The following is a 24,632-nucleotide window of genomic DNA, read 5'->3' on the forward strand; positions in this document are numbered from 1 at the left end:
TGATGAAAAGATTAAGTTTTACATTGAGTCATATTGTTTTTTGCTGATAAAATATAGAAATAACATAAATATATAGAAAAATAATTAAACATACGTAAGCGAATTGCAGTGCCAAGATTATCATTAGCTATAATCCAAATAGTTCCATATACGACGAAAAATATAATTAAGAACCTGTTAAATTTATCAGTAAATCTAATATTTAAGATTACATATATCAACATATAAATAAATGGTATTGATTCAATAACAAATACAAAAAATAATTTTATATTAATAATATATAATCCAAATAATTGATAAAGAGCGCTCTCTATATAATTAACAAGAAAAAATTTATAATTTGAAAAATCCAGCAGCATAGTACTTCCAGAATTCATTATAGAATCTGAAAAAAGAGTTCTATATTCCAATAAATTACTGAAACAACCAAAATAATTAGCAATAAATAAAATAATCATATATAGGAGAAAAATAAAAAAAATACGTGATTTGGTAAGTTTAATTTTCCAAACAATTAACGATATCAAAAAAGCAAAACCCAAATATGGTCTTAGCTTATACAAAAAAGTACCAAAGCATATTGATAAAATAAAATAAGGCAATTTATTTTTGTTAACCATAAATTTTTTTACAAATAAACATGAAAGCAGGAAAATAAACATCATAAAAACATCACGGTAAATGTCAAGTGTATAAAAAAATAGAGTTGGATAATATAGACAAATAAAAATAGCATATAAATATATTTTTTGCTGTTTATAATAATTCAATCCTACAATTTTTATAAATAATACGGGAATAAATATCTGATTAAGCAATAGTAGAAAATAAGAAACACCTTCTCTCGAATATAATGATGCATCATTCAAAAATCTTAATAATACAGGCCATATCTTAACTGCAACATCAGTAATACCAATGGCATAAGCATGATAATAGTCTGAATCATTTCCACCGCCTAAATTTATAGTAATTAAATTATTTTTTATCATAAAAAAAAGCACAATCTTGTAAAAAAATAAATTTATCAGTAGGATAAATAATATAATATTAGAGGATTTTAATTTTAACGACATAGTCATTTTATAATTTTATTAGAGGATGCATGCAAATTGCAAGTGCACTGGCGATTGCCTGGTTAAAAACCTCAGCGCAGTCTGGTAGTGTAAACATTTGCGCGGCCGGTTGTTCAGTTGCTCTGCGGCATCCAAAACCATCTTTTCCGTGATCTTGTGCAAGCTGCTGCCTCTTGGAAAATACTGCCGCAAAAGCCCACCCTCGTTTTCGTTTGTGCCACGCTCCACAGAGAATGCGGCCTGCAAAAGTACGCGCGCAGGTCTGCCCGCTCCAGCTCCCTAAACCCTGCCATTCCGGACCTTTATCCAGCGTCAAAGTCGTCCGCAGACATAGTGGTATCTCGCACAAACGCAGAACAGGCGCATCTTTGAAAGCGGCGGCCGTTTTGCTTTGGGCCCTGCCCAGCAGCAGAAAGCGACTTTTGCGCTCCTTACGATTGACCAGCGCTGACTTGTCTCTAGAGGCACAGACTAGATCCGCCTCCCCAGTCGCCTATGCGGGTTCTGCCTGCACGAGCTGTGGTTGCCGGGCTTATCAGCCCGTTGAAAAAGCCGCTGCAATGCGCATGGCGAGCAAAAAACCTTGTAAAACTGAAGAGCAACTCGCTGATTCTGCGTCATTTAAAATTTGCAATTCTTGTAGTCTGGAGCCTGAAATATAGTTTTTCAACGGGCTGTTATATCGCGTACGGGAAACAGGCGTCTGACCCGGGGCCGTACCTGCTTTGTCACCTCGGCCTCGATGGGTGCGGCGCAAATGGTGGCAACTGGTATCGGCAGGCTGTGCGGCGGCATAAATCCAGCGGTAGATGGTCTCCGGGCTGATGCGCATGGTTTGATCCTCTGCTGGATAGTCCGGGCGAATACGCCCTGCAATTTGCTCAGGCGCCAGTCGCTACGGGGCTTCTCATCGACTCGGGCGACCAGATCGGAGCGGCTCATGCGACGGTCATGGCGCGGCTCCCGGCACCGCCTGTATGGATTCGGCCAAGACACGTAGCGATTTTTCGGCAAAGCATTCCATGGCTACAAATAATTCGATAACAATGCATTCTTCCAAGGTCAGATGGCTATGGGACGTGGCGGGCTCCTTCTGGCTGCTTGGTGCTTGGCACTGCCAACTCTACCAAAATCCCGCCCTGTCCTTCTAACTTTTCATGCCCCTGCCCAGGTGGTGCGTTTGGAATGAGATTCTACCGGGCTCCTGTGTACTTTGCCCATCCCCACAGCCCTTGGGAGCGGGGTACAAACGAGAATACGAACGGACTCATTCGCGAATATCTGCCCAGGGGACTTGATTTCCGGGATGTGCAAAACGATGATGTTCTGCGGATTGTAGAAGGTCTGAACAAGCGCCCCAGAAAGTGTCTTGGCTTTCGTGCCCAGCGAGAGGCCTTTTTCACTTTGCCTGTTGCTTTTGGATTGAGAATCTAGGTTCCCTTTATACTGCAAATCCACACCAAATGACGAGGAGCCCTATTTTCTTTATATATTTATCGTTCATTTTTTGGTAATAAGTACTATTTCAATAATTTATATATCATCGCAAGCAGTTAAGTGATAATAAAGCTTTGAAAGAAACAATTTTTTATCAATCCACTCTTTTGCCATCTCGCGTACTTCTTCTTTGCCAAGATCACGGACTAAAAAAGCAAAGTTTATCAGTTCGCCAATGTCCCCCTCATTTTTTTTATAAAATTTCACATCTACGGGAAAAACGTCTTCAAAATCTCCACAAACGGGAAGTCCAAGCATTAAATATTCACGGACCTTTAGTGGGCAAGCCTGCTTCATTTTATTTCTATATAGTGCAAATGATGCCAAGCCTACCCAACACTGAGCACTCAGTTGCTTTATCTGTTCCTGTGACAAAACGCCATGCAGTCGTACTCGTGGATCATTGGTAAATCTATCTAATTGTGGTGGAACTTTACCTACTAAATGCAAAACAAATTGATGATTACTTTCAGTAATATTTTTTAAAAGAATGTCAAGCCCATGCCACGGTGCAAAATTTGCAACAAAAATAAATTCAGGAATATCTTTCTTTCTTTTATCAATAAGAATATTATTGCTAATTAGAATGCCATTAGGATAAATGAATTTAGTTTTTTTAGTTTTTTTAGTTCTGCTTATTTCATAATCAACTATTTCTTTTGTAACACCTATAATTCCTTTTGCATTATCAATTGCATAACGTCCAATAATAAGTTCCAGTATAGATCGTAGAAGTCCAATAAATTTACTGTACTGTGTTAACTCTGGAACTTCCATGGTATGATGTAAGAAAAATACAGGTTTTTTACATTTTTTCACGAACCATAACTGAAAGGGATCATGAACATAATATCGTAATAAAAATATATCTACATGATCCTGCTGCTGAAAAAGCCATCTAATATAGTTGTATCTCAGTTTTATCCAAGGAATAATTTTACTGCAAAATTTATCGCCATTTTCATTTTTTATCTTTTTATCCCTATATATAATATTATAACAACTATTTATATTATAAGGACAGTACATTTTTACTTCCCAACTTATACCTAGTTGATTTGCAGCATTCTGCTCATGCTGCATTTGCTGAATTATTCCAAAACTTGGAGAAAGCAAAGCAGCACTATGTAAGATATGAAGCACAGTTTTACCAGAATTACTATTTTTTAAATTCATACAGTCTACCTATTACTTATTTTAAAATTATTATTACCATCAAAGCTGATTTAGCTTTTAAGACTTAACAAGTCTCGATATAATTTTTTCAGCTGCCCTGCCATCTCCATAATAAAGAATTTTATGCTCCACATTTTTTCTTCTTAGAGCGCTCCCAATTTTCACTGGATCAGTACCTACCAATGTATTCCATCCGGCATCAACCAGTTCAACCCATTCGGTTTCATTCCGAAGTGTCACACATGGCTTGGCATGAAAATAGGCTTCCTTTTGGACACCTCCAGAATCTGTAGCGATCATTTCCGCATTCATCTCAAGCCAAATCATTTCCAAATATCCGACCGCCTCAGTTATATGCACATTGGAGGGCAAAGAAAGAGCGCACCTTTTAATCTGTGAACGTGTCCTCGGGTGGAGAGGCAGAATTACAGGTTTTCCAGCATCGCCAAGACCGGTTAAAATTGCCGCCAACAGCTTCTGATTATCCGTATTTTCAGCTCGATGAATGGTGGCAAGAATATATGCCTCCTTGCCAAGTTGCAGTGAATCAAACCACACAGGGCGTCGTGCGTGCTTACGGTAGAACAGTGCAGCATCAAACATCACATCACCAACCAGTTCCAAGCGCCCATTCGGAATACCTTCGTGTTTGAGATTTACCATGGCTGTTTCGGTTGGGGCAAATAATCGCTCCGATGCATGGTCGGTGAGAATTCGATTAATCTCCTCCGGCATGCGCCGGTTAAAACTTCTTAAACCGGCCTCCACGTGTGCCACCGGGAGATGTAGCTTCACGGCCGCCAGTGCACCAGCCAATGTTGAGTTTGTATCGCCATAAACAAGTACCCAATCCGGTTTTTCTGCCAGCATCACTTTCTCCAGAGCCTCAAGTTGACGCCCAGTCATCGCGGCATGCCCCACCCCACCAATACCAAGATTATAGTCGGGCTGTGGAATTTCCAATTCATCAAAGAAAATATTCGACATATTGGAGTCGTAGTGCTGCCCCGTATGGACAATTATTTCTTGTATATCATCACGTGTAGCTATCAGGCGAGATACAGTCGAAGCCTTGATAAATTGTGGTCGAGCACCAATGATAGTTAAGAGTTTCATTGAAAATGTAGGCCTCTAACAATTGTTAAAAACATTGTAGCAATGTGCATTGCAAGTAAAGAACTTCGTAAGGTAAAGGAGCAACTCAGTAATTCTGTGTTGCATGGAATTTCGAATTGCTGTAGCACAGGATCTGAAATATAGTTTCTCAACGGGTTACTAAGTGCAGTATCTTTCTTTCCAACAATCTGCCAAGCGTATTAATTAGCATGACTTATTATTTTTGATAAAATTTTTTTCAATTTCCTATATCTAGATATTAAATATTCATCATGCTGATGCGTTTTTGATTGCATAACTATATTAAATTCATGATTACTTAGATCTAATTTTTTTAAAATACTATTTATGGTGTTTTTCATTTCGGATTCATCGTAAATAGGCTTGTTTAATTCCTTTAATGCCTCATCGCGTGTTATTTGGCCCGAAACAATCATGCTTGATAAATGTGACTTTCTTTTGTCTACACCAAATTTTTCATAGAACCAATACTGTTGAATAAACTTTGTTAATTCATTTTCTAAATGTTTTCCTCCATAGTACTCAAAACCGCAGTATTTTTCAAGCTCCTTCATGGCATTAGTTCGATTATAGTCTATGAAATTTAGAGGACTAATCGTTTCTATCCTAAAAATAAATTTATCTATATCTTTTTTTATATCTGATATTAAATTAAGGTTGTTTAATTTTCCTTTTCCAAATTTCTTATGTATACAATTTATATTTCTTAGGTCATAGGCACTATGTGTATTTCCTTTTTGCAAAATACATTCAAGAGCGAAATTACTTCCAGACAAGAAGGTTTTTAAACAATTAGATTTTAGATATTTATATACACCAGCAAACAGTACATTATCCTGTGGTATAGCTAAGTTTGGGACGCCAGCGCGCATAAAAGCCTTTGTTAGCTCTTTAAATTGTATTGCATCTGGTTTAATAGTTTTCAAATTAAAATTTGGAAAATTAGATATCTTTTCAATATTCCTCTTGGAAACTTCTGTATCAAATCCGTCATCAATATGTACCGCCAAGATTTTTAATCCCCACTTTACAGAACCAAGATAAGCCAGGTATGATGAATCTAATCCACCTGATATACCCATGATACAATCATATTCAGTTCTACAACTTTTTAGTCTATTTATAAGTTTCTGTATTTTCTTCTGTCCTTTTTCATTGGGAAAATAAACTTTGCCCTTGATTTTAATTGCATTACTACAATAGTTACAATAACCTTCTTCATCAAAGGTTATGTATGTATCGGAGATATTATCCATAACACATCGTATACATTGTTTATATTTCATTTTTTCTTCACTGAGTAAGTTGATTTGTCACCCAACATCCTGCTGGAAATTTTCTGGTCAAAGCATAAACGGCCAGCACTAATCAATTCTGTCCACTCCTTGCAAAACAACCAGCCAACCAGAGGAAGAGCTGCTAACCAAAACAGAGCGTAATGAATCAACGCCGTTGGACCAAACAACACTGTTGCCACGGCAAAGGCGATGGTAAAGCCTACACATAGGTACAATTTGTTACGCGGAAACTGACGCCATACATGCGCTGAGGCTTCTGTTCCTGCCACGAAAAAAACCATATACGCCAACGCATTGGCCATAACTGCCCCACTGGCACCATGCTTGGGTACCAGCCAGAGATTCAACAGGACGTTAGCGGCGAGAGCGGCCAGCGTGACCCATACTGAAAGTTTGGTGCGGCGACTGATGCGAATCCCCACGCAGGTAATCTCGGACAACGTGTAAAGCAACGGTGGGGCAATGGCACAGAGCACTAGGTATTTGACGCTGATGTAATGCACAGGCAGTATATAATCGGTCAACCACGAAAAAATACCCGTCACGACAAAAATAGCGCATACCACCGATAGCGCTTGGCGGGCAACGGTATCCACGCGTACCATGTCAACGCCTTCCGCGACCCATTTGTAAACCATGGGGGCCCATATGACGGTAAAAATAGATTGAAAAATGGTCGCCGCGCCTGCAAATTTGCTAGCAACCGAGTAAATACCCAATTCACTCAAGGTTGATTGAGAGCGCAACACCAAGGTGCTAGTGGCAGTCAAACCCCAGTACGCCAAGCCTGAAATCATCAGGGGCAAGCCAAATTTGAGCAAAGCACGTGTTTGGTCCGGATTTGGCTGCGTTTCCAGTGCGAGCAACCATTCCTTGCGGGTGTTCCAAGCATACACTACTACCACAGTCAAAGTCGATGCTACAGTTATCCACAGCAGCGTCAAAAAATTACGCGTTGCACCTGTCCATAGCACAACTCCCAACAGTATCAATTGTGACGCTTTTGGCATGATTTGACTTATGGAAAATGCCAATCCACGCTCTTGCATGCGCAAGATGAGCGACAAAAAACGTGATATGTAGGAAGTTAAAATACAAACCAGAATCAATGGATAAAACCACGGATCCACTTCACAAAATAGCCAGGACGACAAGTTATTGCTAAATGGCAAGCTGACTGAGGCGCTTACTAACAGCAAATAAAATCCGGGCCGAAAACATAATTTTAATAATTGACTAGTATTACTGGTCTCATGAAATTCTCTTACGTAGGCTTGATCCAAGCCCAAGACTAACAATAGTAGGCAAAATGAAATCACCATATGCAGAATGTTGAGTCTTCCTACATCTTCAGGGCTAAATACCCAAGAGAATACCGGAACAGTAATTAAACCTAGTACGGCGCTAGCAATTGGGCCAAAGGCGAATCCTATAAAATTTTTAATTCCCATTGAAATTTAGAGCACAGTATGAATATAAAAGATACTGATTCAAAATTCTTGGTTATACCTTATCCTTGATGAGGTAATATTACTCAACGAAATTTATAGATTCCTAGTGAATTTATATAAGTGGTCACATAGAAGACTAACCAAATATTATATTAGCCCATATTTCTATATTTTCTTTCCAGGTTGAGGATCGGTCTATGAATTCTATTACAGATTTTTGCGGAAACAGGTGTTGTTTTTTTCCAGCAGAAATTTCAAGGGCTAGCGCCTCACCTATCCCATCAGTAGTATCGATAAGCCTTATGGCTGCTTTGTTTTCAATTAATTCTTGGTATGGTAACCAAGATCCAGCAATGATTCTACCGCCAGAATATAATACTTCTTGCATTGATGCGCTAAACTGGTCACTTGGCTGGATATTGATTAGAACATCAGTGCAACACCGTAATTCGGCAATATCCGCATATCCAAGAAAGTTATCAATTATTGAATAGTTTAAAATTTTATTTTTTTCTAATTCGCTGAGAATAATTTGTTTAGTCGATGGATCACCATAACCAAGATGAAAAACTAAAAAGCCTTTCTTGCGAATGTTCTCTGGAAGTAATGCGAATTTTTTGATAATCAGAGTTTGCATTTGGCTCCTGTGAGCATTATATCCGGCAGCAATTATAATTTTTTCTTCTGGGAATCCAAATTTTTTGCATGCGTCTTCTCTGGATAGTTTTTTTAGCTGAAATTTATTGATCTCATCCAAAACTGGCAGGCCAAACCTAGCAATTTTAAGCTTAGTTTTAGGAATAAAAAAATTTTTCTTATGAAAACGTTTCTTAGTTTCTGGATTTGTGAATACTATTTTATTAGATGACAAGTATATTACTTTTTGAAGTAATGCTCTCCACCCTTTCACTCTGCAAAAATCACTGCCTAAGATATTAAGGACAAGATTTTTTGTTTTCATTTTTATTAATATTATAAAAAACGATAGAAAAAAATGAACAAAGTGAATGATTATACAGTCATATTTTTCATCGAATTCACCTAATCCTTTTTTTATTGCATAACAAAAAAATATCTTATTTTTCAACCTGTTTCTTTGGGCCGTATTTAATAAAATATTAACTTGTTTCCTTGAATACCCTATTTCTGCTTTCCCATTGAAGGTAAGCAGGTCCACCAATATATTTTTGTTATACATTTGTCTAACGAAATCTTTAAGAAAGATACAATCTCCTTCTCCGATGATCAATATTTTTTTCATGACTCTGCAATAAGAATTGAAGTATGTGGTGAGATCTGGTGAATTTTCATTACAAATATGCCGGGTTTATCGTATACATATAGTATTGTTTCTAACATTGACATAATATAGCAACAATTTTATCCACATGGTTGTTCTGGAGATACGGGCTCATTGGCAGACTGATCACCAACTTTGCTGTATTCTCGGCTACCGGAGTAGGAGTGTGAAGATATAGCGATCGGTAGATTTCCTGGTTATTCAGAGGAATCGGATAGTGCACAGCAGTGGGAATACCTTCTCTTTTCAGGGCGACCTGAATCTTTTCCCTATCCTTGCTTAATATGGTGTATTGAGCAAAGACCGAGGTACGATCAGGCTGTTGAAGTATCCGGGAAAAATTGTTTTTATCCAGCATTCGGTTGTAACGGTCTCCGATTTCCTGCCGCTTTTCTATTTCCCAATCGAAACGATCAAGTTTGGCGAGCACCACCGCGCATTGCAGGGTATCCATGCGGCCCCCGACTCCAATGCGGGTATGCACATACCGTTTACTTTGCCCGTGCACACGGATTTCGCGACATGCCTGTGCCAAGCCTTCATCACTTGTAAATATAGCCCCCCCATCGCCATAACAGCCGAGAGGTTTACTGGGAAAGAAACTGGTACAGCCTATGGTTGAGAGATTGCAGCTTTTGCGCCCTTTGTACACCGCGCCAAAGCTCTGGGCCGCATCTTCGATGACCGGGATGTCCCCGTGACGTGCGGCCACGGCATTTATTTCATCCATATCCGCCGTTTGACCATACAGGCTGACCGGTATGATGGCCTTGGTTTTTGTAGTGATGGCCTCTTCAATCAGGCTGGCATTGATATTACAGGTATCCGCTTCGATGTCGACGAATACAGGAACGGCACCAAGTCGCACAATGGCTTCTGCAGTGGCCACGAACGTGAACGGGGTGGTGATAACCTCGTCACCAAGGCCGATGCCAAGGGCCATCAGGCTGATGAGCAGTGCCTCCGTTCCGCTGGCAACGGTGATGCAGTGCCTGGCACCCGTATAGGCGGCGAGGCGCTCTTCAAGTTCCTGTACCTCCGGCCCCATGATGTACTGACCATGTTCGAGAACGGCATTTATACGGGCCTGAATCTTGGGCTGCAGCGCCTGATACTGCGCCCTAAGGTCAATGAAAGGTAGATTCATGGCTCAATTCGCTCCAGTAGTGCTCCGCTTAAACGATACCGTGCGCCAGTGTGTGGGCAGGTGAATTGGCCATTGCCCTCAAGCGGCAGGGATATCTGTTCACCATATTCGCTCATCCAGCCGATCTGCCGGGCTGGTACGCCCACCATCAGGGCATAGGGAAGCACATCCTTATTGATGACGGCGCCGGCGGCAATAAAGGCGTACCGGCCTATGGTCACCCCGCAAACGATGGTGCAGTTTGCACCCAGAGTCGCACCCTGCCGAACTACGGTAGAGCGATACTCGTCTTTGCGGGATATGGCCGAGCGGGGGTTATAAACATTGGTAAAGACCATGGACGGGCCACAGAACACGTCATCTTCCAGAGTGACATTATCATAAACCGAGACGTTGTTTTGAATCTTGACGTTACTGCCAATGATAACCTTGTTGCCGACAAAGACATTCTGGCCCAAGGAGCACTGTTCGCCAATCACGGCTCCTGAACAGACATGCGCCCAGTGCCAGATGCGGCTGCCTTTTCCTATGCTCGCTCCTTCGTCAACAATGGCACTGGAGTGGACAAAGTATGCATTGTCCATCAGTCAATACTCCAGGGGCAGCGAGACGGTCCTGTTGTCGCGCGCCGACAGGTAGGTGGCGATCAGTACTTCCAGGGCTTTCAGACCTTCCCGGCCATCGGTTTCCGGTTCTGCCTCGCCGCGCAGGACATCGATAACGTTTTTGAAGTACAGGGGATGGCCAAAGCCGTAGACCGAGGTAGTCTGGTAATTGGCTTCCTTAACCTGGGCGTCGTAGTCCCTCGGCTCGGCAAATTCCCAGTGTTGAATGTCATTGACTGCCACCCCTCCAACCCGAACCGTGCCTTTTTCTCCGAGAATCGTGATCGAGCCCTCGAAGTTCTTCGGATAGGTGAGCATGGTCACGCTCATTGAGCCCATGGCGCCATTGCGCCAACGGATATTCATGACTCCAGTATCCTCGACTTCAATATTGCGTTCAAGCGTGCCGGTCATCGCCTGGATATCCGCAATCGGCCCGATGAGCCATTCGAGCAGATCAACATAGTGGCTCGCCTGGTTCATGAAGGCGCCGCCATCCAGCTCCCAGGTACCCCGCCATCTGGCACTGTCATAGTATTCCTGGGGCCGGGTCCAGAAGACGTTCAGGGTGACCATGTGAATCCGGCCAAAGCGTTTTTCAGTTATCGCCCTTTTCAGCAGTTGCAGGGTGGAATTCCTGCGGTTCTGCTTGATGACGAACAGGCGCACCTTGGCGGCATCACAGGCTTTGACCATGGCCAGACCGTCTTTCCATCTGGTGGCCATGGGTTTTTCGGTCATCACATGTACGCCATATTTGGCGGCCAGGATAGTCTGTTCCGGATGCAGGCCGCTGGGCGTACAGATGGAGAGCAGATCGATTTTGACCTCTTTGAGCATCTCGGCAAGGAGTCTGAATCCAGGCACCTGGAGTTCCTGCGACTTTGCCTCGAGTACGGCCTGGTCTGTATCGCAAATGGCGACCAGTTCCAGGTTGTCTGCATGTTTTTCAATAGAGGCAAAATGATTTTTGGAGATTCTGCCGCAACCGACAACCGCAATCCGAATCTTCCTGCCTGTGATGTTTGTGTGCATGGTTCTGATGCTTTTTGGATTGTTTGACTTTTTCAATACTGCACTGGTTCTTTGGCGATGTCAAGCCATCACGACGATGGCACTCCTGCCTCATTTGCCATTACGCACCATTTTCTTGATCCGCTGGATATGGCCGCGCCCTAGACCCTTGACTTCGCAGCCCAGTTCGAAATAGCGGGCAATGTGCTCGTCGCTGAGCAGGCCGAAGCAGTCAATAATCGCGGCCCTGGCGCCGATCATCTCTGTGACCTGCTCAGGGTTCAGGGCCCTGTAGGGCTCGTGAGGCACCGCCAGAATGACAGCATCGACTCCGGCCAGGGCGCCGGGCAGATCCTCGGCCATCCGCAATTCGCTCAGGTGCTCCTGGTTGCGGAAAAATCTCGCCCAGCTCTTGCCGGGCGCCGGATAGGAATCCTGCTTCTCAAACTCCCACCAGTGTTTGACATAGGGGTCGTGAGCTACCACCTCCGCACCCATCTCGACCAGTTTGCGTACGACCATTTCAGAGCCGCTGTAGCGGGTATCGCCTACATCCTGGCGGTACGAGGCGCCGAGTACGGCGATTCGCGAGGCAGCCACAATCCGGCCCATGTTGCGCAGCGCGTCACGAACCAGTTGGGCCACATGCAGGGCGCGGGTATCGTTGATATCTATGGCCAGCGGCGTCATCTTGAAGATATCGTCGTCAAAACCCATCAGGGTGTTGTAGGCCCAGACGCCCAAGCCGCCATCCTTGGGCAGGCAGTAGCCGCCAATGCCTGGCCCCGGAAAGATGATATTGTTGTGGGTAGGCCGCATCTTGATCGCCTTGATGACTTTCAGCAGGTCAACCCCGTTGCGCTCCGCAAAGCGGCTCCATTCGTCCAGAAAGGCAAGGATGGTGGCGCGGTACGAGTTTTCCACGATCTTGCAGGTTTCGGATTCGATAGGCCGGTCCAGCACGGTGAGGGGGAATTGCTCAACGTTGAGCACCTTACTGAGAAATTGCTGCACTCTGCTGCGGGCCTCATCGTTGACCCCGGAACAAACCCGCCAGAATTCCCGGATCGAGGCCACATACTGGCGACCCGGCATAACCCGTTCGTAGGAATGGGCAAGCAGGGGTTCAGGAACGCCGCTACTGTCTGCCCCATGCTTCTGGCCCAGGCCGCGTCGGCTAAAGGCCTTTTTCAGGATAGGGTAGGCCACGTATTCCGTGGTCCCGGGCGGCACCGTGGTTTCGATGAGCACAAGACAATGGGGCTGGATTCGCTCGCCAATAGCCTGCAGACTCTCCTCCAGCGCCTTGATCTCGGCATGGCCGTCGCGGACATTGCCCAGCGCGTTTTTGTGGTAGTCGCACTGCACATCCACTACCACCACATCGGCCAGGGCCAGGGCCTCGTAGGAAAAGGTCGCGGCGAGCGTCTTTTTTTCGTTAACGCAACGGGCGATCAGCGGTGCTACTTCCGGGTCCTCGGCTTCGACCGGGGCCCGGCCACGGTTCAAAAAAGGAATTTTCCAGTAGGAGCGTGAGCTTGGCCGCTGCATGCCAAGAACAAAGTACAGCGGCTCGCCTGTCTTCCGGTGGACCGCATCGGCCACCACGCCAGCCATTACCGCACCCACGAAGCCCACCCCCATGACCACGACGATTTCGCGGCCCAGACTGCGCTGTGCGCGGACGAGTTCCTGCAGACGCTGATTTTCCCGCTCAATGTCGGCAGGACCGGGCAGAGGAAAGGCCTGCCCATCAGGCGAGATCGAGACCTGATCACACGTTTGGGCTGGCTGGATGCGGGAGGAAGATGTGCTCATTGCTTGTGATCAATCCTGATGGACAATATTTTTGAGTCCAGATTTGCAGTGAAATATCTAGCCGTGTTCAGCTTCATCTGGAATCGGCAATTTTTTTCTGGATCACTCTTCCCTCAACAACTGGCATAGTCTGCCGTGTACTCCGGTACGATTTCATGCAGCGCGCTTTTTATACCACGACTATCATGTTGATTGGCTAGATGGACCAAGGTTTGCAGTTGACTGTGCAATTGCCGGCAGGAAGGCTGAATGTCACTTTTCAGCACCATAATTTTGCTGTGCTCTGTATCCACAATACCTTCGCCTTCAGTAATCAGCTCTTCGTACAGTTTTTCTCCTGCCCGCAAACCGACATAGGCAATCTCGATTTCTGTATCCGGATCCTTGCCGCACAGGAGGATGAGTTCTCTGGCCATTTCGGCAATCTTTATGGGCTGGCCCATTTTCAAGATGAAAATCTCCCCCCCCTCGCCCATAGAGCCCGCCTGCAGAATGAGCTGCGCTGCCTCGTCAACCGACATGAAATAGCGGGTAACCTCCGGGTGAGTGACGGTTACCGGTCCGCCCCGCTCGATTTGGCGTTTAAACAGGGGGATAACCGAACCGGATGAACCCAGCACATTGCCGAAACGCACTCCCATGAACAGAGTCTGGTGTTGTTTGGGCGCGGCCGCACGCCAGCCGGCGGTCAGGCAGGTATTTTGCCAGCACTGAGGATTGTACACCTGCATGAGCAGCTCCGTCACCCGTTTGGAGGCGCCCATGACATTGGTTGGCCGAACCGCCTTGTCAGTTGAGACGAGAACGAAACGCTCCACGCCATATAAGATGGCAGCCTCCATGACCAGTTGGCTGCCGAATATATTGTTATAGACTGCCTGCCAGGGGTTTCGTTCCACCAGCGGCACATGCTTGTAGGCAGCGGCGTGAAAGACCACCTGAGGCTGGTATGTGCTAAAAACATGCTCCAAAAGGCGGCGATCCTGCACCTTGCCCAGCACAGCCGCCGCCGGCACACCCTGGTGCTCGTGGCGCAACTCCATCTGTATCTTGTACAGGTTTTCTTCGCCTGCGTCAAAAAGCACTAGTTTGCCTGGCGAAAAGCGCAGAATCTGTCGGCACAGTTCCGAGCCTATGGATCCACCCGCCCCGGTAATCAGAATGGTTTTCCCGGTTAGATAGGCGCCGATCTGTGCATATTCCATGTGTATTTCCTGTCTGCCCAGGAGGTCTTTATAGTCAACCTCGCGAATACTGCGTACCGACAGTTTGCCATGAACAAGCTCACTAAATCCTGGCAAAATTTTATAAGGCAAAGCCGTCTCCTGACATAGGCGGACAATCGTGCGGATCCGCTGGGCATCTTGCCCCACCGAGGTGATAAGAATTTTCTGGGCATGGGTGAGTAGTGCCTGTTCTTTCAGATCCTTGATCAGGCCCACAATTGGCTTGCCATGTAATTTATAGCCAACAAGTGTTGGCTCGTCGCCCAGCAGGCCAACCACTTTGTACGGCAGATTGGAGTTGGATTCGGTTTCCCTGATTATTTTTTCTGCCTCGTCACCGGCGCCAATAAGGAGAATCCGTTCCTTGTTTTTATCTATATTCTTAATAGTTCTATTCCGAAAACTGACAAAATTGGTTTTTTGGTAGAGGAAGCGAATGGCCGCACGAAACAAAGAGATGAAGAGGAAAGTCAAGATCAGATCAAGCAGAAAAACAGATCGAGACAGTCCATCGAAGCGGTTGTAAAAGAAAACACTGCCTACAAGCACAGTGGTTGACAGAATTGAAGCAAAGCATATATGTAAAATATCATCAAAGCTTGTGTAGCGCCACATTCCTCTGTACAATCCAGCCAGATAGAAAATAGGTATTTTTATAACTATAATCAAAGGAATATATGTTATAAAGTTATGGTGCTGAATATGATAATTAAAATCAAAACGTATAACGTAGGCAAGGAAATGCGCAGCAATCAATAAAATAATATCAACAAAAAGGATGGCCCAGAAATGCCACCTTTGCATTGATGATATCAGTATATCTTTTTGCTTGTTCAAAAATATGGGTAACATTTGCTTTGCTCAATTTACAATGTGCCGGCAATCAAATTTCCTTTTTCTATAATATAGAATATATTCCAATTCTGGATGTGTGAATAATGCTATAGGATTTGTGTTTGATATTTAGCAGGAAATGTGTATATTTGCAGTTTGAATGTGCTAAAGTTCTTAAAGAACATTGACGCAATCGGTTCTTTCATAGTCAGAATTGGCAGATTTTACCGAACGTACATTCTAAATAATAATGCAGCCGATAATGTTCTTGCCACGTTCCTGGATCGTCTGTATCTCGTTTTCTATATCTCGGAATTTGGAAATTCCAACTTCTTCCACCAGAATGATATACTCATACTGGTCGATTTCATGGAGCGAGGCTAGCTGCTGGTCAACAAAGCACCATGCCTGCACAGTGCAGGATGCGAGTCGGTCGGCAAGACCCACTTGAATTTCCTGAATACGGGGCAAGGCAATAGTGCCCAGCAGGAGAACGCGCTCTCCTGCAGCAACGTGCATCCGGATATTCTCCACGGCGATGTCGAAGCGCTCCGCCCGATCAAGTCGGCTGAAGCGAGAGTTGTCACGCCATTGCAGCAACAGGCGATCCACGGCGAACATATGCCCACGTGTAGATTGGGGCGGGAAGACCGCCAGGCAGTTGAGTGGGTATCTGTCGAAAAGCTCGCTGTAAGAAAGCAGTCGACCGGACAAAAGGAGCGGGAGCGCAAGGAGTGTGGCAGTAGCACCAGCGCCAGCAAGGCCACCCAAAACCGCACCCTTGAGCAAAGCGCGTTTGCCGGAGTTGCCAGCAGCTTTGCGAGCGCCTGGTCTGGCCATCTTTTGGGGCTCTGTAAGACTACCATAGTTGTTGTACATGGTTTGCAGTTCGTTGTAGTATTGCGCCTGCTGGGAATACGTCTCTTGTTGAAAGTGTGCCAGATCAGGGTTAACATGCTCATATACGTATTTTTGCAATAACTGCGTGCCATTTTTTGGGTCAAACATGCCGGCAAGCAAAGAGAGGGCCTCTTCGGTCATGTTTTTGTCTGGCATGCTTATAGCCACTTGCACAATCTGCCGGTTATTCGGCAAGTGCACATTCATTGCCAGCCCCTGGTCGACTCTTTTTCCGTCAGTTCCTGGTACCCGTACGACCCGATGACTATTCATCGACTGCCCACCCAGTTCAATGGTACACATTTCACGGAAGTACTTGGGCTCTATTGAATATTTCTCAGCAAGAGGACGCCAGAAGGCATCTGAACGTACTTTTTCCAAATATGGATCAATGGGATCTATTGACTCACTCACATCACTTATGAGCACATTAATTATACCAATCACCTGATTGAGGGGGTCAATCTGCATACTAATGCTATTTTTAATGTATAGTTTTTCACTTTCAGTTCGTTCTAGATGATTTTTTATCTCAGATTCATAGTAAATTTTTAATTTTTTGTACATCAACATTTTATATTCATAGGATTGTTCAGGACTATATCCCGTATCATCATGTATGTACTGAATATCTCGGTGATTTTCATTGGTCTTGCTTTTGTTGATTGCAATAAATGCGCAAAAAAGAGCGCAAATCAAGGCAGCACAGGTGATTATGCGCCACTGCATCATAATCAATATAACCAATTGGCGTAGATCAATCTCTCGTTCTTTATCTTCCATGAGGATATAGCATATAAATTATTGATTAGTTTGTTTGTAAATATCGTATGAGCCGATCCGACTTTCTACTATCCAACCTAATTCTTTTAACTTCTCTTCATGTTTATTATTATGCCGTATAACCAAAACGCTCATTCCATTCTTGAGGTATTCCGATGTCATCGATTGCCACTGGGTTTGATCCAATAGATTTTCAAGCAGCATTCCAGTGCCTCTCCCCGTGACCGAGAGAATATTCGCATCATACTGGTGAATTTCTATAGTCACCTTTTCGGTGAAATATCCCCATTCCCCAGCATGATTTTGCCGTAAATAATCGGCAATCACGACAGTTTCATCCTGGAGCTTGAAGCGGTTCGAGCTGTGATAGAAATCACCCGAAAACTGTATGCGTCCTGCAAACAAAAACTGCCCGCTTGTGCCAATCGCAAGCAGGACAGCAAGCAGCGTGGCTCTTTTTCGCCACAGCCCCTTTTGCCTTCGCACCAGATCCGTGCCTGCACAGGCCAGGACGGTCTCCACCATCAAAACCCAGACAAAGCGAGGATAATAAGGCGGTGAGAATACTTTTGTCAACAACAGCCACGCAAGCGGCGGGCAGGCAAGCAAAATAAGCAGCACAAGCAGGGGCCACGCAGTTGTTCGCAAATCGGGCTTGTCACCTTTATGCAAAAGGCAATACAGCAGGGCCAGGAACCACAGCAGATAGTAATACCCACTGCCTATGACCCTTTCCGCGATCCATGCCAGTGTTGGCCAGAGCTGCGAGACTTCGTTCAGCGGGCCCATACGTTATTTGAGGATATGGTAGGCTATGCCTTGCGCCATAGCAGGGCTTCCTGCAAGAGCCAGGATCAGGCTTTGGCCAAAGCGCCTTGTTCGCCAAATTTGCCATAAACAGAAGGCAGCCAGTAACAAGGGCACAAAAACCGACGTCATGATGGTGGTCATGACTGCAGCCATTGTCACTGCCGTGAGTGCGCACCAATGCTCTCCCCGCAAACCCTGCGCTTGTTCCTGCACCAGCAGGAGAAACAGGAGGGGCAGGAAAATGGCAGCCAGCAGGGCCTTGCCCTGCCAAATGCGCAAAAGCAGGAAAGAGCCGGTAGACCATGCGGAAAAGCCGCCAAAGGCCAGGGCCGTACACATAATCAGCAGAAAAATCCAGTGATCTTCCGGATCGGGAAAGAAAGTCCGCGCGAGCAAAGAGTAGACCATGAAGGCCAGAGGAATCAGCACGCCTGGAAGAACGGTATGGCTCATGATGGCGGGATGGAGGCCCGACATCTTGGCATAGCAGGCGACCAGCAGGGGAAAAGGGGCGAGAATCCGCTGCCAGCCAACTCGCCATGGTCTCCTGGCGCCATCCTGATCAAGGCTGGCTCCTGTATAGGGACTGTGGCCATAAAGGGTATCGGTCTGCACGACACCAGTTACCAGGGCCACATAGGTGGCGTCATCCGCATCCTGGTGCTCCAGGAACACCGGAACGGCGGTCATGACGAGCATGCAGGCCAGTACCATGATGGGCAAGAGGGCTGGCTGACGCATGCGCTGGACCAAAGCGCGCAGCGGGGCCAAAAGCTCCTGCTTCAGCAGCATCAGGGAGGCAGCCGCGCAGAGCCCCCAGGCCATCGCAACCAAAACAAGCAGGCCCTTGAATTTGCCCCACCAGAGCGTACAGGGCAGAGCGATCAGCAGAAAGATGCCCCAGAGCAGAACAGTGCCAAAGACAATGGCGGACGCCACGCCCGGTTTCTGCCATTTCCAGCGTATGACCGGCAGGCAACCCACAATGTAGGGTATAATAAAAAAGAGCGAGACAATGAGCATACACTTCAGGACCAGCTCACCGATTCGCAGCATCATATCCATCTTATGCTATGCCTTTGTCAAGTGCCCGTTACCAGGCAGGTAAAGGAGAAAACAGAGATTTTTCGCCTCGCAGGCAGTACGGTTTTTCTTCTGTCAGCCCATGCAGTCGAGCTTTGCCCAACCGGAAGAGCCGCCTTGCAGCATCAGCGCATCAATGCCGCTGAAGCGATATCCCCGGCGCCCCTCAGGCGCTGACTTTGGCGGGGCGCGGCCGACGATTGGCATCTGATCAGGTCAACAGAGGGCCAACCATCAAGCCCCAAAATCCATGTCTGCAGCTTTATACCCGAAAGACCGTTACTCTACAAGCAATGCTCTCCGGTTCAGGCCCTGCATCATGCAGCCATGGCACGCACAGGCATCCGGGAGTGTCGGCAGGGGCGGGGAGCATCATGCCTGCATGATCCGGCACAGGCGCACGTAGTCGGCAAGCGAGAGCGTTTCGGCCCGGGCTGTGGCCGCGATATCCGCCGCCGCAAGCCAGGCGCAGAGTTCTGCCCGGTCGGCGGCCAGCGGCAGCAGGGCATTGGCCAGGGTCTTTCTGCGCCGGGCAAAGGTCGTCCGCACGATGCGGGTGAAAAGTGGCCGGTCAAAGGCACCCAAGGCTTCGAGCCGCTCAGGTTCCGGAAAAAAGCGAAGGCGTAAAATCAGGGAATCCACCTTGGGCCGCGGGTGAAAGGCAGAGGGCGGTACGGCAAAAAGCGGCTCCACATCGGCGCAGGCGGCCAGCAAAACCGTAGGCGCGCCGTAGTCCTTGTTGCCGGGCCGGGCAGCCAGGCGCAGCGCCAGCTCCCTTTGCAGCATCAGCACTGCCGAGTGCAGGCAGGCCCGCTGTGCCATAATCCGGAACAGGAAGGGGGTGGAAATGGCGTAAGGCAGGTTCGCCACGATTTTCAGGCGCTCACCGGGCCTGCAGAAGCTGGCCAAATCCACCTTGAGGATATCGGCGTGCACGAGCTGCACGTTTTGCGGCAGATCGCCTTGTTCCTCGTGCAGGCGTATGATGCCGCTGTCCGCCTCGATGCCCACGACCTCGTGCACTGCAGCGGCCAGGGGTCTGGTCAGGGCCCCCAGCCCCACGCCCACTTCCATGACGCGCTCCTGCGCCGAAAGACCTGCCGCAGCCACGATGCGGAGGGGCAGGTTCTCGTCCACCAGAAAATTCTGGCCCAGTCGCTTGTGGGGCGCAAGTCCCCGGGCCTCCAGGAGGCGTTTTGTTGCAAAGCGGTTCATTTCAGTGCAGGTGCGCGCGGGAATAGGCGTCGGCATCCGGCCCGCTGATCTCGCCCGCCTGAAAGGCATAAAAGCCTGCCATGGCAATCATGGCGGCGTTGTCGGTGCAGAAGATGGGCGAAGGCAGAAAGAGCGACAGGCCCTCTTCCCGGCAGCGTTTCGCGAGTTGCACCCGCAGATGCTGGTTGGCTGCCACGCCGCCGCCCAGAACCACCCGCTTATGCCCGTTTTCCCGTGCCGCGAGGAGGCTCTTTTCGACCAGCACCTCGCTCACTGCAGCCTGAAAAGAGGCGCAGATGTCCGGAATTGCGGCCGCATCCGGCCGCCCATTTGCAGGCAGAACATTCCTGACCGCAGTCTTGAGGCCGCTGAAGCTGAAGGTAAATCGCTCCTTGTCCAGCCAGGCGCGGGGGAAGTTGAAGGCCGTCGGGTCGCCGTGTTCAGCGAGTCTGGCGATAAGCGGCCCTCCGGGATAGCCCAGACCCAGCATTTTGGCCACCTTGTCAAAGGCCTCGCCCGCAGCGTCGTCCAGCGTGCGGCCCATGCAGACAAAAGCCGCAGGTCCCTCTACCCGGAAAAGCGCCGTGTTGCCGCCGGACACCAGAAGAGCGGTGTAGGGAAAGTCCGGGGCCAGGGGCTCCAGGAGACAGGCCAGCAGATGCCCGGCCAGATGGTTGACGCCCACGCAGGGCAAATGCCTGGCCAGCGCGACAGCCTTGGCAAAGGTGAAGCCCACCAGGAGCGAACCCACCAGTCCCGGCCCCTGGGTGGCGGCCAGCAGCTGGATGTCGTCAAGGGTGAGGCCGGCATCCTGCAGGGCGGCGGCCACCACCGGCTGTATCATTTCGATATGACGCCGGGAGGCCAGTTCGGGCACAATGCCGCCAAAGGGCCTGTGGATATCGTGCTGGCTGCTGATGCGGTTGGCGAGCACGCGGCGCCTGTCCGCCTCCACCACGGCGGCTGCCGTGTCATCGCAGGAGCTTTCTATGGCAAGGACGAGCATGTCAGGAGTTTCCGAATCCGGGAATGGCCAGTCGCTGCTCCAGCTTTTTCAGGAGCAGCATGGCCATGCTGACCAGCGCGAGATAGTACAGGGCAATGGCCATGAAGACCTCGGTAAAGCGGAAATGCTCCGTGGCAATGGTCTTGCCCTCGCCGGTCAGTTCCATGCAGGTCACGATATAGGCCAGCGAGGAATACTTGATCAGATAGATGATTTCATTGCCGCAGCCGTGCAGTGCGCGGCGGAATGCCTGCGGCAGGATGATGTAGAACAGTGTCTGCCAGGCGCCGAAACCCAGGGCCAGCGCCCCCAGGTATTGCCCCTTCTTGATGGAGAGAAAGGCGCCGCGCACATATTCGCTCTGATACGCGCCGCTGCAGAGCATGAAGCCAATCACCGCCGCCTGATAGGGCGACAGATACATCAGTGTCTTGAGGCGGTCCGCAAGCCGGGGACTGAAGGCCCTGAGCGGCTCTTCCAGGTGCATGTACAGGTCGGGCAGACCGTAGTACAGCACAAAGAGCTGCACCACAAGCGGCGTGCCGCGGAAGAGCGCCGCATAAAAATCGCCCAGCTTGCGCAGCCATCTGGGGCCGCAGGCCCGGCAACTGCCCGCCAGCAGGCCAATGGCCACCCCGCCGCAGGCCGCAGGCACGATCAGGGCCACGCTCATCCAGAGGCCCCGGTTCAGCGCGGCAAAGAGTTCGTGATAAAAGGGCGAAAGTTCCGGCATTGACGCGCCTCAGCCCACTTCGCCCAGATGGTTGCAGAAGGCCCGGGCCCGGCTGTCCGAGCCGGCGGCCAAAAGTAGCGCGGGCTCCCCCTGTTCCACGATTTGCCCTGCCTCCATGTAGAGCAGTTCGTCCGCCAATGTGGCGATCAGGCCCATCTGATGGGTGGCCATGAGCATGGTCATGCCCTGGGCGGCCAGCTCCTTGATGACCGCGATCACCTCGCCAATCAGCTCCGGATCGAGCGCACTTGTGGGCTCGTCCAGCAGCAGGACCCTGGGGTCCATGGCCAGCGCCCGGGCAATGGCTACCCGCTGCTTCTGTCCGCCGGAGAGCTGCGCCGGATAGAGATCGGCCTTGTCGGCCAGCCCGACCTGCTCCAGCTCGGAGCGGGCCCGGGCCTCGGCCTCCTTTTTGTTCAGCTTCTGCACCTTTCTGAGCGGAGTCGTGATGTTCGCGAGCGCGTTCAGATGGTCGAACAGGTTGAAATCCTGAAAAATCATGCCCACCTGCTGCCGCAGGCGGTACAGGCTCTTTTTGTCGCGCAGGTCAACCGGCCGGCCTTCCAGCCGGATTTCGCCTTCGTCCGGCTGCACCAGACAGTTGATGCACTGCAGAAGCGTGCTCTTGCCACCGCCGGAAGCGCCGATCAGTATCTTGATTTCACCCGGATTCAGGCTCAGGCTGACGCCCTTCAAGATACGCTGGCCCGCAAAGGATTTGCCGAGGTTTTTCACTTCGAGAACAGGCGTGCTCATGGTCGGGCTTCCCCAGAATAGCCGGGAATGCGCACCCGGCGCTCCAGTCGCCTGAGCGCTGCGACCCCGACCCAGGTCAGAAGGAAATACAGCAGCCCGGCGGCCAGATAGAGGGGCAGGTGCTGGTAGGTGCGCGAGGCCACAAACTGGGTACGGGCCATGATTTCCGGCGCGCCGATGACAAAGGCCAGGGCCGAATCTTTGAGAATGATCGAATATTCGTTGGACCAGGCCGGAATGGCCAGCCTGAGCGCCTGCGGCAGGATGATGCTGCGGATGACCGCCTGGTTGCTCATGCCGAGCGCGCTCGCGGCCCGGAATTGACCGCGCGGGAGCGAGAGTATTGCGCCCCGGAAGATATTGGCCTGGTAGGCGCCGGTGGTCAGCCCAAGCACCACGGCCACGGCGGCAAGAGCCGGAATTTGCAGGTGCAGCAGGGGAAAGAGGCCGAAATAAAAGAGAAAGAGCAGTGTCAGCACCGGTACGCCGCGGAAGAACCAGAGGTAGGCCGAAAGCGCCTGGCGCAGCCCCTGCGGCCCATAGACCAGGCCTGCGGCGGCGGGCACGCCGATGCAGAGGCCGATAGCCATGGCGGCAATCACGATGAGGGCGGTGTTCACCGTGCCTGCGAGCAGATAGGGCAGGGCGGTCAGTACGGTGTCGAGCTGGCTTTCCATGGGGCAAAAGGAGGCGGGCGGCCCGCAAAAGCCGCCCGCTCTTTTTTATTTGTTCAGTTCGTATTTCTCGATCAGCTTCTGCCATTCCGGCGAGGCCATGAGCTTCTTCAGGCTGGCGTTGACCTTGGCCAGCAGCTCGGTATCTTCCTTCCTGACCGCATAGCCAAAGTCCTCTTCAGGCATGCCGAAGGTGCCCAGGATCCTGATTGGCTTCTTGCCGGCAGCGTCGTTGGCAGGTGCGTCATCCATGGTCGCCGCGTCGATGCGGCCGTTCAGCAGGTCCTCCACCGCGAGCGGCGAGGAGCTGTAGTAGCGGATGCTCACATTGTAGCCCTTGGCCGCTGCCTCTTCCTTCAACCATTTGGCCTCCGGAGTGCCCTGCTGCACACCCAGGGTCTTCCTGCCGGTGAAGACCTCGTTCACCGTGAGTTTGCTGTCCTTTTTTGCCACCATGACCAGCTTGACCACCCAGTAGGGCTCCGTGAAGGCAACCTGCCTGGCCCGTTCCTTGTTGATGGTCATGCCCGAGGCGATGATGTCGATTTTTTTGGTGACCAGGCTGGTGACAATGCCATCCCACTCGATGGGCATGTGGGTGACTTCCATGCCGAGGTCTTTGGCGATCCAGTTCATGGCCTCCACGTCAAAGCCGCTGGGCTGACCGCTCTTGTCGATGAAGGCAAAGGGCGGGAAGTTGGCGTCAATGCCGTTGATGAGTTTTTGCTTTCCGGCGGCAAGAACCGGGCTGGCGGCAAAGTACAGGGCGCAGAGGACGAGCAGGAGCAGTTTTCGCATGGCAGATTCCTTCAGGTTGTGGGATTCAGGGTATGGGGCGGATTGCCTCTGAACGGGGCCCTGAAAGCGGGCGGCCTTCATCATTGGCAAAACGGCTCTGGATATAGTGAAAAACACTCCCGGTGTCAATCCTTGGGATGCAAGGGCGCCGCTTCCGCCGGCCAGGATCGGCTTGGGCCGCGTCCGGAGGCTGGCAAGGCGCCTGGCGCCGTGGGCAGCGGCTGCTGTGCACACAGCCTGATCCCAAAAAGAACGTTGGCGCCAGGGCCTTTTGGCCCATAAAAATGCCTTT

At 49.2% G+C, this 24,632-nt stretch carries 22 protein-coding genes; 1 reads left to right on the forward strand and 21 read right to left on the reverse strand.

What is annotated here, in order from left to right:
• Positions 1–11: 11 nt before the first annotated feature.
• Positions 12–995 carry a hypothetical protein gene (locus CAY53_RS06145; protein ID WP_219842615.1) on the reverse strand — a complete coding sequence of 328 codons (984 nt, stop codon included), beginning with the start codon at positions 993–995 and terminating at the stop codon, positions 12–14.
• A gap of 619 nt (positions 996–1,614) precedes the next feature.
• Positions 1,615–1,911: a hypothetical protein gene (locus tag CAY53_RS12605; protein ID WP_146106429.1), complete on the reverse strand. Its 297-nt coding sequence runs from the start codon at positions 1,909–1,911 to the stop codon at positions 1,615–1,617.
• A gap of 353 nt (positions 1,912–2,264) precedes the next feature.
• Here CAY53_RS12605 and CAY53_RS13445 point away from each other — a divergent pair, with 353 nt between their 5' ends.
• Positions 2,265–2,513: an IS30 family transposase gene (locus CAY53_RS13445; RefSeq protein WP_146106430.1), complete on the forward strand. Its 249-nt coding sequence runs from the start codon at positions 2,265–2,267 to the stop codon at positions 2,511–2,513.
• Positions 2,514–2,612: 99 nt separating this feature from the next.
• Here the strand turns inward: CAY53_RS13445 and CAY53_RS06150 are convergent, their stop codons facing one another.
• From CAY53_RS06150 to CAY53_RS06240, 19 genes are all read right to left on the reverse strand, one after another.
• Entirely contained in the window at positions 2,613–3,752 is a 1,140-nt protein-coding gene (locus tag CAY53_RS06150) for a glycosyltransferase family 4 protein (protein WP_104936384.1), read from the reverse strand.
• Between the two features lie 57 nt (positions 3,753–3,809).
• Positions 3,810–4,868, reverse strand: a complete 1,059-nt coding sequence (gene wecB, locus CAY53_RS06155; RefSeq protein ID WP_104936385.1) for a non-hydrolyzing UDP-N-acetylglucosamine 2-epimerase — start codon at positions 4,866–4,868, stop codon at positions 3,810–3,812.
• Positions 4,869–5,068: 200 nt separating this feature from the next.
• Positions 5,069–6,175 carry an N-acetyl sugar amidotransferase gene (locus CAY53_RS06160; protein WP_104936386.1) on the reverse strand — a complete coding sequence of 369 codons (1,107 nt, stop codon included), beginning with the start codon at positions 6,173–6,175 and terminating at the stop codon, positions 5,069–5,071.
• Positions 6,172–7,638, reverse strand: a complete 1,467-nt coding sequence (locus tag CAY53_RS06165; RefSeq protein ID WP_104936387.1) for a lipopolysaccharide biosynthesis protein — start codon at positions 7,636–7,638, stop codon at positions 6,172–6,174. The genes CAY53_RS06160 and CAY53_RS06165 overlap by 4 nt, the downstream gene beginning before the upstream one ends.
• Positions 7,639–7,774: 136 nt before the next feature.
• Entirely contained in the window at positions 7,775–8,899 is a 1,125-nt protein-coding gene (locus CAY53_RS06170; protein WP_104936388.1) for a hypothetical protein, read from the reverse strand.
• Between the two features lie 91 nt (positions 8,900–8,990).
• Entirely contained in the window at positions 8,991–10,085 is a 1,095-nt protein-coding gene (locus tag CAY53_RS06175; RefSeq protein WP_104936389.1) for a DegT/DnrJ/EryC1/StrS family aminotransferase, read from the reverse strand.
• The gene (locus CAY53_RS06180; protein ID WP_104936390.1) at positions 10,082–10,669 is read right to left on the reverse strand and encodes an acyltransferase; all 588 of its coding nucleotides are present in this window, start codon (positions 10,667–10,669) and stop codon (positions 10,082–10,084) included. The genes CAY53_RS06175 and CAY53_RS06180 overlap by 4 nt, the downstream gene beginning before the upstream one ends.
• Positions 10,670–10,672: 3 nt before the next feature.
• A complete protein-coding gene (locus CAY53_RS06185) occupies positions 10,673–11,725 on the reverse strand; it encodes a Gfo/Idh/MocA family protein (protein ID WP_104936391.1) in 1,053 nt (350 codons plus the stop codon).
• 90 nt (positions 11,726–11,815) lie between these two features.
• Positions 11,816–13,522 carry a nucleotide sugar dehydrogenase gene (locus CAY53_RS06190; RefSeq protein ID WP_104936392.1) on the reverse strand — a complete coding sequence of 569 codons (1,707 nt, stop codon included), beginning with the start codon at positions 13,520–13,522 and terminating at the stop codon, positions 11,816–11,818.
• Between the two features lie 113 nt (positions 13,523–13,635).
• On the reverse strand, positions 13,636–15,585 hold the full coding sequence (locus CAY53_RS06195) for a polysaccharide biosynthesis protein (RefSeq protein ID WP_245874742.1): 1,950 nt from the start codon (positions 15,583–15,585) through the stop codon (positions 13,636–13,638).
• Between the two features lie 237 nt (positions 15,586–15,822).
• The gene (locus tag CAY53_RS06200; protein ID WP_104936393.1) at positions 15,823–17,265 is read right to left on the reverse strand and encodes a hypothetical protein; all 1,443 of its coding nucleotides are present in this window, start codon (positions 17,263–17,265) and stop codon (positions 15,823–15,825) included.
• Positions 17,266–17,283: 18 nt separating this feature from the next.
• Positions 17,284–18,054, reverse strand: coding sequence for a hypothetical protein (locus CAY53_RS06205; RefSeq protein ID WP_104936394.1), 771 nt, complete (start codon positions 18,052–18,054; stop codon positions 17,284–17,286).
• A gap of 3 nt (positions 18,055–18,057) precedes the next feature.
• A complete protein-coding gene (locus tag CAY53_RS06210; protein ID WP_146106431.1) occupies positions 18,058–19,134 on the reverse strand; it encodes a DUF6077 domain-containing protein in 1,077 nt (358 codons plus the stop codon).
• A gap of 396 nt (positions 19,135–19,530) precedes the next feature.
• Positions 19,531–20,409, reverse strand: a complete 879-nt coding sequence (gene rsmA / locus CAY53_RS06215; protein WP_245874743.1) for a 16S rRNA (adenine(1518)-N(6)/adenine(1519)-N(6))-dimethyltransferase RsmA — start codon at positions 20,407–20,409, stop codon at positions 19,531–19,533.
• Positions 20,375–21,379 carry a tRNA (adenosine(37)-N6)-threonylcarbamoyltransferase complex transferase subunit TsaD gene (gene tsaD, locus CAY53_RS06220; protein WP_104936397.1) on the reverse strand — a complete coding sequence of 335 codons (1,005 nt, stop codon included), beginning with the start codon at positions 21,377–21,379 and terminating at the stop codon, positions 20,375–20,377. The genes rsmA and tsaD overlap by 35 nt, the downstream gene beginning before the upstream one ends.
• 1 nt (position 21,380) lies before the next feature.
• Complete coding sequence (locus CAY53_RS06225) at positions 21,381–22,112, reverse strand: amino acid ABC transporter permease (RefSeq protein ID WP_104936398.1); 732 nt, start codon at positions 22,110–22,112, stop codon at positions 21,381–21,383.
• Between the two features lie 9 nt (positions 22,113–22,121).
• Positions 22,122–22,868 carry an amino acid ABC transporter ATP-binding protein gene (locus CAY53_RS06230; RefSeq protein WP_104936399.1) on the reverse strand — a complete coding sequence of 249 codons (747 nt, stop codon included), beginning with the start codon at positions 22,866–22,868 and terminating at the stop codon, positions 22,122–22,124.
• Positions 22,865–23,545: an amino acid ABC transporter permease gene (locus CAY53_RS06235; RefSeq protein WP_104936400.1), complete on the reverse strand. Its 681-nt coding sequence runs from the start codon at positions 23,543–23,545 to the stop codon at positions 22,865–22,867. Before CAY53_RS06235 ends, CAY53_RS06230 begins: the two co-directional genes overlap by 4 nt.
• Positions 23,546–23,590: 45 nt before the next feature.
• Positions 23,591–24,340, reverse strand: a complete 750-nt coding sequence (locus CAY53_RS06240) for an ABC transporter substrate-binding protein (RefSeq protein ID WP_104937469.1) — start codon at positions 24,338–24,340, stop codon at positions 23,591–23,593.
• Positions 24,341–24,632: the final 292 nt, after the last annotated feature.

Origin of the sequence: Desulfobulbus oralis (assembly GCF_002952055.1) — a bacterium.
In the GTDB taxonomy this organism is placed as follows: domain Bacteria; phylum Desulfobacterota; class Desulfobulbia; order Desulfobulbales; family Desulfobulbaceae; genus Desulfobulbus; species Desulfobulbus oralis.

Excerpts from the sequence above, each read along its gene's own strand:
- CAY53_RS06145 (WP_219842615.1), bottom strand. The coding sequence starts at position 995 with ATGATAAAAAATAATTTAATTACTATAAATTTAGGCGGTGGAAATGAT.
- CAY53_RS12605 (WP_146106429.1), bottom strand. The coding sequence starts at position 1,911 with ATGCGCATCAGCCCGGAGACCATCTACCGCTGGATTTATGCCGCCGCA.
- CAY53_RS13445 (WP_146106430.1), top strand. The coding sequence starts at position 2,265 with ATGAGATTCTACCGGGCTCCTGTGTACTTTGCCCATCCCCACAGCCCT.
- CAY53_RS06150 (WP_104936384.1), bottom strand. The coding sequence starts at position 3,752 with ATGAATTTAAAAAATAGTAATTCTGGTAAAACTGTGCTTCATATCTTA.
- wecB (WP_104936385.1), bottom strand. The coding sequence starts at position 4,868 with ATGAAACTCTTAACTATCATTGGTGCTCGACCACAATTTATCAAGGCT.
- CAY53_RS06160 (WP_104936386.1), bottom strand. The coding sequence starts at position 6,175 with ATGAAATATAAACAATGTATACGATGTGTTATGGATAATATCTCCGAT.
- CAY53_RS06165 (WP_104936387.1), bottom strand. The coding sequence starts at position 7,638 with ATGGGAATTAAAAATTTTATAGGATTCGCCTTTGGCCCAATTGCTAGC.
- CAY53_RS06170 (WP_104936388.1), bottom strand. The coding sequence starts at position 8,899 with ATGAAAAAAATATTGATCATCGGAGAAGGAGATTGTATCTTTCTTAAA.
- CAY53_RS06175 (WP_104936389.1), bottom strand. The coding sequence starts at position 10,085 with ATGAATCTACCTTTCATTGACCTTAGGGCGCAGTATCAGGCGCTGCAG.
- CAY53_RS06180 (WP_104936390.1), bottom strand. The coding sequence starts at position 10,669 with ATGGACAATGCATACTTTGTCCACTCCAGTGCCATTGTTGACGAAGGA.
- CAY53_RS06185 (WP_104936391.1), bottom strand. The coding sequence starts at position 11,725 with ATGCACACAAACATCACAGGCAGGAAGATTCGGATTGCGGTTGTCGGT.
- CAY53_RS06190 (WP_104936392.1), bottom strand. The coding sequence starts at position 13,522 with ATGAGCACATCTTCCTCCCGCATCCAGCCAGCCCAAACGTGTGATCAG.
- CAY53_RS06200 (WP_104936393.1), bottom strand. The coding sequence starts at position 17,265 with ATGGAAGATAAAGAACGAGAGATTGATCTACGCCAATTGGTTATATTG.
- CAY53_RS06205 (WP_104936394.1), bottom strand. The coding sequence starts at position 18,054 with ATGGGCCCGCTGAACGAAGTCTCGCAGCTCTGGCCAACACTGGCATGG.
- CAY53_RS06210 (WP_146106431.1), bottom strand. The coding sequence starts at position 19,134 with ATGATGCTGCGAATCGGTGAGCTGGTCCTGAAGTGTATGCTCATTGTC.
- rsmA (WP_245874743.1), bottom strand. The coding sequence starts at position 20,409 with ATGCCGACGCCTATTCCCGCGCGCACCTGCACTGAAATGAACCGCTTT.
- tsaD (WP_104936397.1), bottom strand. The coding sequence starts at position 21,379 with ATGCTCGTCCTTGCCATAGAAAGCTCCTGCGATGACACGGCAGCCGCC.
- CAY53_RS06225 (WP_104936398.1), bottom strand. The coding sequence starts at position 22,112 with ATGCCGGAACTTTCGCCCTTTTATCACGAACTCTTTGCCGCGCTGAAC.
- CAY53_RS06230 (WP_104936399.1), bottom strand. The coding sequence starts at position 22,868 with ATGAGCACGCCTGTTCTCGAAGTGAAAAACCTCGGCAAATCCTTTGCG.
- CAY53_RS06235 (WP_104936400.1), bottom strand. The coding sequence starts at position 23,545 with ATGGAAAGCCAGCTCGACACCGTACTGACCGCCCTGCCCTATCTGCTC.
- CAY53_RS06240 (WP_104937469.1), bottom strand. The coding sequence starts at position 24,340 with ATGCGAAAACTGCTCCTGCTCGTCCTCTGCGCCCTGTACTTTGCCGCC.